Source organism: Paenirhizobium naphthalenivorans (assembly GCF_007992095.1).
GTDB classification, from domain to species: Bacteria; Pseudomonadota; Alphaproteobacteria; order Rhizobiales; family Rhizobiaceae; genus Allorhizobium; species Allorhizobium naphthalenivorans.
Map to the genome: position 1 here is coordinate 17158 of NZ_BJZP01000034.1, position 11937 is coordinate 29094.

General features: G+C 60.4%; 14 protein-coding genes. 4 read left to right on the forward strand and 10 right to left on the reverse strand.

Features of this window, described 5'->3' with window-relative positions:
* Nucleotides 1–7: 7 nt before the first annotated feature.
* From RNA01_RS21095 to RNA01_RS21115, 5 genes are all read right to left on the reverse strand, one after another.
* Entirely contained in the window at nt 8–979 is a 972-nt protein-coding gene (locus RNA01_RS21095; RefSeq protein WP_147182107.1) for an ABC transporter substrate-binding protein, read from the reverse strand.
* A 91-nt stretch (nt 980–1070) separates the two neighbouring features.
* Complete coding sequence (locus RNA01_RS21100; protein WP_235916823.1) at nt 1071–1328, reverse strand: hypothetical protein; 258 nt, start codon at nt 1326–1328, stop codon at nt 1071–1073.
* Between the two features lie 27 nt (nt 1329–1355).
* Nucleotides 1356–1823: a cupredoxin domain-containing protein gene (locus tag RNA01_RS21105; protein ID WP_147182108.1), complete on the reverse strand. Its 468-nt coding sequence runs from the start codon at nt 1821–1823 to the stop codon at nt 1356–1358.
* Nucleotides 1824–1859: 36 nt separating this feature from the next.
* Nucleotides 1860–2834 (reverse strand): YVTN family beta-propeller repeat protein, encoded by a 975-nt coding sequence (locus RNA01_RS21110; RefSeq protein ID WP_147182109.1) that lies wholly within the window; start codon nt 2832–2834, stop codon nt 1860–1862.
* Nucleotide 2835: 1 nt separating this feature from the next.
* Nucleotides 2836–4023 (reverse strand): lanthanide ABC transporter ABC transporter substrate-binding protein PedA1, encoded by a 1188-nt coding sequence (locus tag RNA01_RS21115; protein ID WP_147182110.1) that lies wholly within the window; start codon nt 4021–4023, stop codon nt 2836–2838.
* Between the two features lie 125 nt (nt 4024–4148).
* Between RNA01_RS21115 and RNA01_RS21120 the strand changes: the two genes are divergently transcribed.
* Genes RNA01_RS21120 through RNA01_RS21135 form a run of 4 tightly spaced genes read left to right on the forward strand, consistent with a single transcriptional unit; the run spans nt 4149 to nt 7005 of the window.
* Nucleotides 4149–4658 (forward strand): DUF3280 domain-containing protein, encoded by a 510-nt coding sequence (locus RNA01_RS21120; protein WP_147182111.1) that lies wholly within the window; start codon nt 4149–4151, stop codon nt 4656–4658.
* 8 nt (nt 4659–4666) lie between these two features.
* Nucleotides 4667–5200: an SRPBCC family protein gene (locus RNA01_RS21125; RefSeq protein WP_147182112.1), complete on the forward strand. Its 534-nt coding sequence runs from the start codon at nt 4667–4669 to the stop codon at nt 5198–5200.
* Nucleotides 5172–6146, forward strand: a complete 975-nt coding sequence (locus tag RNA01_RS21130; protein ID WP_147182113.1) for a beta-propeller fold lactonase family protein — start codon at nt 5172–5174, stop codon at nt 6144–6146. The genes RNA01_RS21125 and RNA01_RS21130 overlap by 29 nt, the downstream gene beginning before the upstream one ends.
* Nucleotides 6147–6150: 4 nt before the next feature.
* A complete protein-coding gene (locus RNA01_RS21135) occupies nt 6151–7005 on the forward strand; it encodes a quinoprotein dehydrogenase-associated SoxYZ-like carrier (protein WP_210245794.1) in 855 nt (284 codons plus the stop codon).
* Here RNA01_RS21135 and RNA01_RS21140 read toward each other — a convergent pair.
* From RNA01_RS21140 to fghA, 5 genes are all read right to left on the reverse strand, one after another.
* Nucleotides 6999–7589 (reverse strand): PQQ-dependent catabolism-associated CXXCW motif protein, encoded by a 591-nt coding sequence (locus tag RNA01_RS21140; protein WP_147182114.1) that lies wholly within the window; start codon nt 7587–7589, stop codon nt 6999–7001. The genes RNA01_RS21135 and RNA01_RS21140 overlap by 7 nt on opposite strands.
* Nucleotides 7586–8398, reverse strand: a complete 813-nt coding sequence (locus RNA01_RS21145) for a substrate-binding domain-containing protein (protein ID WP_371864084.1) — start codon at nt 8396–8398, stop codon at nt 7586–7588. The genes RNA01_RS21140 and RNA01_RS21145 overlap by 4 nt, the downstream gene beginning before the upstream one ends.
* 13 nt (nt 8399–8411) lie before the next feature.
* Nucleotides 8412–8942, reverse strand: a complete 531-nt coding sequence (locus RNA01_RS21150; RefSeq protein ID WP_147182115.1) for a c-type cytochrome, methanol metabolism-related — start codon at nt 8940–8942, stop codon at nt 8412–8414.
* A 79-nt stretch (nt 8943–9021) separates the two neighbouring features.
* Nucleotides 9022–10824 (reverse strand): lanthanide-dependent methanol dehydrogenase XoxF5, encoded by a 1803-nt coding sequence (gene xoxF5 / locus RNA01_RS21155; protein WP_147182116.1) that lies wholly within the window; start codon nt 10822–10824, stop codon nt 9022–9024.
* A 274-nt stretch (nt 10825–11098) separates the two neighbouring features.
* Nucleotides 11099–11929 (reverse strand): S-formylglutathione hydrolase, encoded by an 831-nt coding sequence (gene fghA / locus RNA01_RS21160; RefSeq protein WP_147182120.1) that lies wholly within the window; start codon nt 11927–11929, stop codon nt 11099–11101.
* Nucleotides 11930–11937 lie beyond the last annotated feature (8 nt).

The following is an 11937-nucleotide window of genomic DNA, read 5'->3' on the forward strand; positions in this document are numbered from 1 at the left end:
AGCAATTTCACTCAAGGTGCAGGAAGACCCCTTGCGGGAGCGTCGTGGCCTTGCCGACAAGCTCCTCCCCACCAAGCTCGGCCATCAGCCGCAGGAAGCGATCGGCCGCCGCTTCATCAATCGGTTTGGCGCTCGGAATGCCGGCGCGATAGCCTTCACGCAATGCCACGAATTCAGCGTCATTCGCGGCGTTCATCGAACCCCGCAGACCTTCCCAGGCCTTGTCGTCATCACGCAGCAAGGCCTTGGCCGCCACCGAGGCCTTGTAGAGCCCCTGTGCCACATCCGGATGAGCCTTGACGAATTCGCCCTTCAACACATAGCCCAGCAACGGCGTCTCAGGGTCGAGGCCAAGCTCGGTCGCAGCATCTGCCACGGTGACCAGATCATGCATGCCCTTGGCCTTCATCTTGGCGAGAAAGTGCCAGAAATTGATCGCGCCCGCCATCTCGCCAGACAGTGCTGCCTTGAAGATCAGCGGCGGGGCGCCGAACACCTGTTCGGTCTCCCCGGCGAGATCCATGCCATACTTCTTGGTCGCATAGGCGCGCAGGATCAGCCAACTCTTGTCGAGCGGGCCGCCGGCAATGCCGATCTTCTGACCCTTGAGGTCGGGCAGCGCCTTCACCGGGCTGTCGTTACGGACCACGAGACCGCCGACGGCACGGGAATAGGGAATGAAGACGTAGTCTTTGCCGGCAGCACGCTGGTAAGCGACCCAGATCCAGTCGGCCACCATGGTGTCGGCCTCACCGCCTTCGAAGGCGACACGCGTCGCGCCATTGTCGGCATAGTCCTGCACCGCCAATTCGAACACGTTCTCTGTGTCGAGCGTGTTCGCCTTGATCGTGGAGATCTCCCAATTGACAGTGCCGGACGCCAGCATCGCTGCCCGAAGCTTGGGGAGGTCCTCGGCCATGGCCGGCGACATGCCTATCGCAAGAAGGCAGCCAGCAAGCAGGTGTCCAAGAATACGCATTGCCTTTTCTCTCCCTGGTCCGCCGCATCGTCTTATAAGACGCGTCATGGGACGGCTTTGTACACGATTCGCGCGGCGCCTGCCGTCGCGCCTATTCCTTGCGCTTCTCGGCGATCGTCAGGTCCGCATTCAGATCCATGTCGTACTGCCCATCGGCACAGAAAACGTCATCGAGTTCGAAGCCATCGCCGTCAGCCTCGATATTGGCCGGATCGACCTCGCATTGCATGGCCTTCAACATATCCTGGATCGCCTGCCGCTTGCCTGCCGGGACCTCTTCGGCGAAGGCCGCCGCAGGGAACGCCAGAATTGCAGTGAAAAGCATGGCCCTCATCAAGCTGTTTTTCATCGAAATCGTCCTTCTGTCGAGATTGGCTTACTGAATTGAAATCGTGACTTTCTGGCTGTCGCTCGTGGTGTTTGGAATACGAACCTCATAAACGCCAGGCTTGATGGCGATAAACGACATCGTCGCTACGCCCGCCTTGTCGAATTCGAGACTGTCGAGCGCCATGGGGCGCACCTCGATTCCGTTGATGACGACCTCATTCAGCCAGATCGCCCGGAAGAAAGAAGCGCCGCTGATACCAATCTCGGCCGAACCGTCAGCCGTGATCCTCATCTCGTAATAGGCCCCGGACTGTAACGCCACATCGCCCTTGCCAAGCGGCTGGCCCGAGGCGAGCGTGAGCTCGATCGGCTCTCCACGATTGCATTTGGCCAGAAGCCCGGCGAAGCCAAATTTGTCACAGAGTGGCGCGGCAACGGCTGACGTTGCGATGAATGTGCTCATCGAAGAAACTGTGGCCAGTGCGACAACAGCTGCGAAAAACCCCTTAGGCATCCAAAATTCTCCCGATATCGAGTGTTTTGAAAGTAATTAGTTCGGCGCGACGACCACCCCCCAGGGCTGTTCGCCTACCGGAACCGAGCGAATGACCTTCTCGCCCTTCACATCGATGATGCTGACGTCGTTGGAATTGCCATTGGTGACCACCAGGAATTCCTCGTCCGGTGTAAACGCCATCTGCCAGACGCGCTGGCCAACCAGCAGATAATCGAGCACCTCGTCCGTCTTGGCATCGATCACCGCGACACGATTGGCAGGACCGAGCGCCACGAAAACGCGCGTACCATCGCTGGTCGCCCTCACCCCGACCGGCTGCAACCATTCCGGCAGAACTCCGGGCACCTGGAAGGTGATTTTCTTGTCGACCTTCGGCGTATCCGTGTCGAGGTTGATGACAGAGACGGTTCCGCCAATCTCGGCACTGACATAGAGTTTTTTGCCATCGGCGGTGAATTCGGCATAGCGCGGCCGCTGGTCGACCAGGACATTGTGGACGATCTCATAGGTCGAGGTGTCGATGAAATGCGCCATATTGGTCGTCTCGGAGGTATTGATCAGCGTCTTGGCATCGGGACTGATCGCCACCCCCTCCGGTTCGACACCCACCGGGACTTCGGCGAGCACCTGGCGGGTTTTGACGTCGACCACAGTCACGAGGTTATCGTTTTCATTGGCGACATAGAGTGGATTGCCAGCGGGATTGAGCACGAAAAGCTCGGGATCAGGACCGGACGGAAGCGTGTGCAGTTCCTTATAGGTATCCGGATCGAAGACGCGCACGGTGTCGTCATCGGAAGCGCAGACATAGAGCTCCTTACCATCGGGACTGATGGTGATGCCGCGTGGCCGGTTACCGGCCGGGAATTCGGCGATCTTCTCCCAGGTCTTGCTGTCGAGCACGCTGACCGTGTTGCCCCGCTCGTTGGTGACGAACACCTTGTTGGCAAGGGCCTGCTCGCTTGAGAGCAGGATGGCGGGCAGGATCACCCAGGCGTATTTCAGCATTTCATCCTCCAAAGGCGTGGCAGGCGGTTTCGGGCGCATCGGTGCCCAGGGTGTCGAGCGGCGAATACTGGTGCAGATAACCGTCTTGCGGCGAGACGGAAACGGTGATGCGGGCGTCGCCGAGCAGGATCGGCTGGCGCAACTGGCCGTTCCATGAACGGAACGTCAGCTTCTGCCCCTTGAAGGCGGCGATCTCGAAATCCTTCGACAGAAGATAGGAACGGATCGAGGCGACATCGACCTTGCCGGAGCGCGTCACGGCCTCACCGATCACGCGAAGGGAGAGCCATGCCTGATAATCCTCCTCGCGCGCGCCGCGCCCAGTCAACTTCTCGAAGCGGCGCTGGAATTGCGTCGCGCCCCAAGCTTCATGCGCCTGATGCCAAGTCAGCGGCATCAGGCCCGCCGAGCCCGCCACGGGACGCGGATCCCAGGAATGGTAGGGCAAATAGGCCGCGAAGACGTCCGTCTCGTCGGCCGCGACCGTTACGTCATGTTCCTTGGCGTCCTGCATGAAGACGGGGATTTGCTTCTGCACGAGAACATGCCCCGTATCGGTGCGCCGCGCGCCGCCGGTGTCAACGAATTCACGCTCTTCGACGATCTTTGCGCCGAATTTCGCCGCGGACTTTCGGTAGCTGTCGGCCAGCAGCTTGTCTTCCGGGTGGGATCCGCGGATCAACAGGATCCGTGACCATTTCTTCCACATGAGGAATTGCATGACGCTGTCGGAGAGCATCGACCTGCTCGGAGCGATGTGCAGAACATTCGCCCGGCATTCGGTGTTCCGCAGCGCGTCGTCGCGCGCACCGGCATTGAGAATGAGCGTGTCCGGACCAGCGTGATCGGCGAGTTTTTTCAGTGTCTCACCGTCGGAAATCACGGTGATCAACTGAAAGCCCTCGGCTTTGAGCGCATCGAGCGCGCCCTCCGCCTCCTCGGCCGCCACCGCCTTGGTCGTCAATTGATAGTCCATACCGGTGAAGGCGCCGGTTGTGCGGTTGTCCTCGTTGCCAAGCGTCGCACCGGCAAAGCCGAGATCGGCAGGCGCCACATCAAGCCTGGATATCGGCGGCAACCTGACGCTATCCACGCGCAGGACAGCGGTCTTAACCTCCGCGGCCGATGCGGTCTGCGTCGTCACCAAGGCAACGCAGAGTAAGGAAAGCGTAAGCCGCAGATTAGACATCGTCGGAATGACCTCCCAATCTTCCTGACACATCCTAAAGTGGAGACTAGCAGCGAGGTTTGCGGCGTGAAACCGATACTTATGGATCGTGGTGAACTCACCCGGCTATGGTTACGCTGGGCCGCATGCAGCGCATTCTGATCATTGTTATGCTGGTCCTGACACCCGTGCTCGCGCTTGCGGCACTGGACAAGCCACTGATGCGGGGTGCCAGGGTCGCCTTTCTCGGCATCACCTTCATCGATACATCCACGGAGGGCGCTTATAACGGAGAGAGGCCCGACCAGACGGCCCGGACCCGCCTTCTGGAAGAGACGACGCGACAGCGCTTCCGTGACGAAGGTTTCGTTATTCTCGCCAATGATCCGATCGCCGAGGAACTTGCCCGCACGACCAATCCGGCCGATTGCTATGGCTGCGAGTTGCGCATGGCCGAGCGCCTCGGCGCCGACTATGTGCTCGTCGGCGAGGTCCAGAAGGTTTCGAACCTGATCCTCTCGATGAATCTGGTTCTCACCGACGTGAAAACCGGGGTAACCCTGCGCGCCCTAGCCGTCGATATCCGTTCGAACACCGATGAGAGTTGGTTGCGCGGCATCAACTACATCATGAAAAACCATTTCTTTAAATCGTGAGGAGCCCCATGCGACAGGTCCGTAACTTTCTGCTGACATTCCTTCTGCTTGTTCCGACAATTGCCTTCGCGCATGGGCCGACCCGGCAAAAGCTGTCGCTGGCCGTCGACGTGAAGGCGCCGCCAGCCGAAGTGTGGGCGGTGATCGGCAATTTCCAGGACATGAGCTGGCATCCAGCCGTCTTTTCGACGACGGGCCAGGGCGACAATGCGATCGATGCCACGCGCGTCCTGACCCTCGGGAAGGAGGGCGGCCCGACGATCGCGGAAGTCCTCTATAAATATGATGCGACGAAGATGAGCTATTCCTACCGGATAACGGACGTGGACGTCGCCGTGCTGCCGGTCACCAACTATTCCTCGCACCTGACCGTGTCTCCGACGGCGAACGGCGGCTCGCATATCGAATGGCGCGGCGCCTTCTATCGCGGCTATCCGAACAACGAGCCGCCGGAAAATCTCAACGATGCGGCCGCTATTGCCGCGGTGACGGCTATTTACAAGGCAGGCCTCGATGCCCTGGAAGCGAAATTCGGCCAATAAGACTGTTTTGCTTTGCCTGCTCGCGGCCCTTGCCGGGCCGCGCAGCGCCACGGCTGACTATGCCTATGTGACCAACCAGTCCTCCAGCGAGCTCAGCGTGATTGACGTCGAGCGGATGACAGAAGTCCGACGCATCGCCGTGCCCGGCATGCCGGCAGGCATCGCCGTGTCGGAAGCACTTCAGGCCGTGTTCACGGTCAGTCCCGACAGCAAGACGCTGCGCCGTTTCGGTCTCGACCCCCATCTTCCGGAGATCGAGCGCCAGCTGGACGGCGGGCCAATGGGAGTCGCAGTCGATGAGAGGCGATCCCGGATCTTCGTCTCGGACTGGTACAATGCACGCGTATGGGTCGTGGCCGCCGGCGATCTTGCAGTTCTGCGAACCCTTGAAACCGGCAGCGCCCCCGCCGGCCTCGCAATCTCGCCGAACGGTCGCTGGTTGGCGACGGCGGATCGAGATTCGAACCAGATCTCCATTTTCGATGCGGCGACGCTTTCGCTTGCGCATCGCGTCACCGTCGGAGAGCGCCCTTTCGGCTTGACCTTCGCGCCGGACGGTCGGATCTTCACCGCCGATGTCGGCAGCAACACTGTTACCGCCGTCGATCCGCAAAGCGGTCGCGTTCTCGGCAAAGTAAAAACCCGCGAGAGGCCCTATGGCGTCGCCTTCGCCAAGGGGCGCGGTTTCGTCACCAACCAGTATGACGACAGCGTCAGCGTCTTCGACGCGCGAACCTATGCACCGGTTACCAAAATCGACGTCGGAGGTTATCCGGAGGGCATCGATACGACGGCCGATGGCCGGCAGGTGGTCGTTGCCAACTGGGATTCCAACACGCTGTCGATCATCGATGCGCAAAGCTTGCGAATGATCGGCGAGATACCGACCGGCGATGGCCCACGCGCCTTCGGTTTGTTTCTTGCGGGCAAAGCGCGGAAGGAGTGAAGCCATGCCTGTGCGTTCTGAAGTTATTGCGACGAAATGGGGGCTGATATTGGCAATGGGTCTGGAGTTGACGCTAACCGCCGCGTCGCCAGCCCTCGCCGAGGATCAATGGCCAGGGATACAGATGCAACTCTACGGCGACAGGCCGGTCGCCGGCGGCGAGGGCATGATTACACTCGACGCGCCCTACCGCTCCGACAACGACGCAAGAACCGTGATGGGTGCTACGCTACTCGCGCCGGCCGGCCGTTCCATCCGCGATGTCAGCCTGATACTGGACCAGAATCCGATGCCGGTTTCGGCTGTCATTCATTTGTCGCGCCCCATCGCGCGCTTCGCCTTCGAGGCAACGCTTCGGGTCAACGGACCGACACCGGTTCATGTCGTGACTGAGCTCGACAATGGCACGCTCTACGCCGTCGAAGGTTTCGTCAAGACCTCTGGACAGGGCGCCTGTTCCGCTCCTCCGGGTAGTAACCCGGAAGCTGCACTTGCGACACTTGGCAATATGGAGATCGAGATCGGAAGCCTTCGCGCCTCGGGCAAGAGTGACCTTCTGACAGATTTGGCGCGGTTGAGGAACCAGCAGGTCTCGATGAGCCTGAAGATCAGCCACCCGAGCCATTCCGGCATGCAGATGGACCAGATCAGCCTGTTGTTCATCCCGATGCGTTATGTCGAAAGGGTGGATATTGATCTCGACGGCCAGCGATTTGCCGACGTTACCGGCTCGATTTCTCTCAGCGAGAATCCCGAGTTCACGCTGTCGATCCCCGCAGCAAGCCATGTGATCGACGTGACCATGACCGACACGGACGGCACAGTCACACGCAAGTCGAAGACCTTGACGAGCTATTGACCCGCGCCCGGCTCGGGCTTCAGATCCACCGCCGGATGGCCGGCAGTTGTCCAGCCTTCGCTGCCATCGGGATACCAGTAGACCCGACGATAGCCGAGCTCGAGCGCCCGTTTGGCCGCGTTCCAGGACATCCAGCATTCAGGCAGGCAGAAAAAAAGCAGCGGCTTTGCCTTGTCCCCCCCGCTAGCCTTCTCTAACCCGCTTTTGAAATAGGCGAGCGTTATGTCAGCCAGCTTCCCATAGCCCGTGTTCGGCAACCAGATCGCCCCTTCGATCGAGATACGTGGCTTCTCATTCCATACCGTACCCTCGGGCAGGTTCGCCGGTTTGGGTGGATGTGGCAAAACATCGATGAAGGCAACGTCACCAGCCTGCCAGAGTGCATACGCCTCGTCCGTCGAGACCACCGTCGCGCCAGAAAGCGAGGCAGGCACCGGAGCGCGGAATTCCTCATTACGATAAGCGTCGGGCTCTTCGACAGTAATCGACCAGTCGTCCGACCTCGAGCCGGCCGCTTCCTCCGCCGCCAGACCCGCCGGCACAAGCCAGAGCATGAGGAAAAGAAGCGGCCGCACGGTCCTCATTTTGCTGCCTCCAGAGGAGCAGTGCCCATGTCATTGAGAAGAGGCACGCCGAACTCGCTCAGGATGGTGTTGATCTCCGACTGATTGCGACGGATCAGGGAGTTGAGTTTGCGCTCCCACACCTTTTCGCCCTGACGCACCCCCATGGTGATGCGGTAGAACATTTTCGGCTGCACCGGTTCCGAGAGCAGCAGCGTCGCCTTGAGGTCCGGATGGCTCTGCTTAACCAACGGTCCACCGATAGGGCCCCAAAGGATCGCCGCGTCGATCGTACCGGCCTCGAGATCGGCCAGCATCTGACCCGCCGGATCCTGATAACGCCGATCGACCATGAGATCGTAGCCTTTGGCCTTCGCCAGAAGGCCGTGCAACCCCATGTGGGTAGCGGGAGGGCTGCCGGCAACGACGCCAACCCGTTTGTCCTTCAACGCCGGATCGCCGATCGCCGTCACACCCGCGAGCGGGCCGTTGGCCGGCACGATCAGGACGAAGCCCGATGTGTAGTAATGGTTGGTGTTGAGCACCATCTCGTCGCCCTGAGCGTAGCCGATCACGACATCGCATGCATTGGCCTGCAAGGTCTTGCGAATGAAGCCGGTCGCCATCGGATACCAGGTATATTCCAGGGGCAACTTGAGCTCGCGTGCCATCAACTCAGCGATCTTGTTTTCGAAGCCGGCTTCGAATTTGTCGGACAGCGGCAGATTGGCCGGGTCGGCACAGACGCGAAAAGCACTCTTCGACACCAGGTCCGAAGTCTGCGCGAAGGCCGGCAGCCCACCAATGGCGGCGAGAAGCACAGCCCCCAAGACTCCTATCGGCCTATTGACCAAGGCAATCGGCCTCCGCCTGACGGATCGCGTCACTCTTCGCCTCCTTCTTTGCCGGCCGTCCGCGTGGTACGGCACCAGTGCCGCGGGCCTTCAGATAAACGTAGATGTCATCAAGATAGCACATCACGTTGGAGTTCTGACCGAAGGATGGCATGACCGAATTCTGGGCGGCATTGACCTTCTTACGACCATTGGTAACAACATCAACAAAGTCGTAATAGTCCATGGCGATAGCCGAGTTTTTCAGCGCAGGCGCGTAGCTCGATCCCTCGCCTTCCGGTCCATGGCAGACGTGGCACTCGGAATGATAGCGGCGGAAACCGGAGTAGGTCAGCCAGTCGACCGTGCCGTCTGGAGCTATGTTGTAGGTGGGGACACCGTCGGCGGTGTAGTAGCGGCCATCCTCGTTAGAAGCGGCAGTAATGTTGTCGGCCTTCTCGGCGTCCTGCGCCGTCGCGGCACTGGCAAGCAGGGCCAAAGCGGCAAGCGCGCGCGGCAGGGCTGATGCTAGTCTGGTCATTGTTCGTCCTTTTGGGCCTTGAGAACGAACTGGCGCAGGTCTTCGTAACCCGCGCCAGTCTGCTGTGCGAAACCAGCCGTCAGTTCGGCAGCGAGAAGACAGTCAGCGTGCCGCCAAGGGCGGTATAGTCGCTGAGCGCCGCATAGCCGCCGACCGCGCCGAGACCTTCGTTCGGATTGGTCAGACCAGCTGCGAGACCGATACCGGCCCAGCCGCCGACACCCGAAAGCACAGCCACGAACTGCTTGCCACCATGGCTATAGGTCATGACGTTGCCGATGATGCCCGACGGGGTCTTGAAGCGATAAAGCTCCTTGCCCGTTTCGGCGTCGACCGCCTTCAGGTAGCCTTCGAGCGTGCCGTAGAAGACGACGTTACCAGCCGTGGCCAAGGCGCCCGACCAGACGGAGAACTTCTCCGGCAGAGACCACTTGATCTTGCCTTCCTTGCCGTCCCAGGCAATGAAATTGCCCATGCCGCCATGGCTGCCCGGCGCCGGATACATCGATAGCGTTGCCCCGACATAGGGCTGGCCGGCGGTATAGCTGACCCGGAAGGGCTCATAGTCCATGCAGACGTGGTTGGTCGGCACGTAGAACAGTTCGGTGTTCGGAGAATAGGCCGCCGGCTGCTGGTCCTTGGTGCCAAGGGCCGCCGGGCAGATTCCGGTCGAGTTCACATCTTCGCCGTTGTGCTCGGTCGAGTAATCGGCGACGACCTGCGGCCGGCCATACTGGTCGGACTTCGGATCCATCACCACTTCGGTCGCCCAGTTGACGGCCGGGTCATACTTTTCCGCCACCATCAGTTCGCCCGTGACACGGTCGAGCGTATAGCCGAAACCGTTGCGGTCGAAATGGGTCAGGATCTTGCGCATCTTGCCGCCGATCTTCTGATCCGACAGGATCATTTCATTGATCCCGTCATAGTCCCACTCGTCATGCGGGGTCATCTGGTAGACCCACTTGGCCATGCCGGTGTCGACATCGCGGGCCCAGATGGTCATCGACCAGCGGTTGTCACCCGGACGCTGCGTCGGGTTCCAGGTCGAAGGGTTACCTGATCCATAGTACATCAGGTTCAGCTCAGGATCGTAGGAATACCAGCCCCAGGTGGTTCCGCCACCGATCTTCCACTGATCGCCTTCCCAGGTGGCCGTGCCGGAATCCTTGCCGACCGGCTTGCCGAGATGGGTGGTCTTTTCCGGATCCATCAGCGTGTCGCTGTCCGGGCCCATGGAATAACCGCGCCACAGAAGCTTGCCATCGGCCATGGAATAAGCCGTGACCGAGCCGCGAACGCCGAACTCACCGCCGGAAATGCCGACAATGACCTTGTCCTTGACCGGAAGTACGGTCGCGGTGTTGGTTTCGCCCTTCTTTGGATCGCCATTCTTGACGCTCCAGATCACCTTGCCGGTCTTGGCGTCGAGCGCGACCACCGTTGTGTCGGCCTGATGCAGGAAGATCTTGCCGTCAGCATAGGCGACACCACGGTTGACGGTGTCGCAACACATGACCGGAATGACGTCCGCGTCCTGCTTCGGCTCGTATTTCCAGACGATCTGGCCTTCCTTGCTGAGGTCCAGTGCAAACACGGTGTTCGGGAACGGCGCATGGACATACATCATGTCGCCAACCACCAGCGGCGAACCTTCGTGACCACGCAGAACGCCGGTGGAGAAGGTCCAAGCGACCTGCATCTTACCGACATTATCCTTGTTGATCTGGTCGAGTTTGGAATAGCGCTGATTGGCGTAGTCGCCGGTCTGGATGGCCCATTGATTGGGGTCATCGATGACTTTCTGCAGGTCCGAATTGGCGAGGGCGACTTGTGCCCCGCCGATGGACAACACGGCAAGTAATGTGAAAATTCGTTTCATTTCATCCTCCCGTTGAGTGATACCGATCAGGGCCTTGCGCCCTCTTCGCACCGGAAAAACCTTGCGGTCTCCTCCTTCCCGGCATCGGCTATGCGAAAATCCCCCAAGATCGCGAGGCGGCTGCCCGCTTTCTTGACCTCGTCTCCGTCCTGATCTCCCGTCCTCCCGTCTGTTGGTGGTGCGCTAGAACTCACACTTTCTGCCCACGACCCGCCTATCTTCGTTCGGGCCAGATCGCGCTTGCCCGTGACGAAACCGGCGCCGCGCGTTTCCGTCACGCGGCCTTAAGCCGTTCGGCATGCCAGCGGACATGGTCCTCGCCGAAGCTCGCGACGAAGTAGTAACTGTGATCATAACCAGCCTGCATGCGCATCACGCCCGCTTGCCGCCGTTCCGCCATCAGGTTCGCCATCGCTTCGGGCCGCAACAGATCGAGAAACTGATCCGTAGCACCCTGATCGATCAGAATGTCACCGGCCCAGCCACGCTCGGCGAGAAGAAGGCAGGCGTCATAGTCCACCCAATGCGCCTCGTCATCGCCCAGATAGGCGGAGAATTGCTTGCGTCCCCAGTCCGAGCGGGTCGGATTGACGATAGGCGCAAAGGCGGAAACCGAACGGAACAACTCCGGATTGCGAAACGCGATCGTCAGGGCGCCATGCCCGCCCATGGAATGGCCGGTGATGCCATGCTGCCCGTTGAGCGGCTGCTCCTCCATGAGCAGCGTCGGCAGCTCCGTCACGATATAGTCATACATGCGGAAATGCCGCGCCCACGGCCTCTGGGTGGCATTGACGTAGAAACCCGCCCCCTGCCCCAGATCATAGGCCTGGTCGTCGGCGACACCCTCGCCACGCGGCGACGTGTCGGGAAAGACAACCGCCAGACCGTGCTCAGCCGCGTGCCGCTGCAACCCCGCCTTGATCATGGCATTCTCGTGCGTGCAGGTCAGGCCGGACAGGTACCATAACAACGGCACCGGACCGTTCGCGGCCTGCGGCGGCAGAAATAGACCGAGAGTCATCTCGCCGTCGCAGATCTCCGAGCGGTGCCGATAGACCGATTGCGTGCCACCGAAGCACCTGTTTTGCGAGACGAGTTCCATCGGCGCGC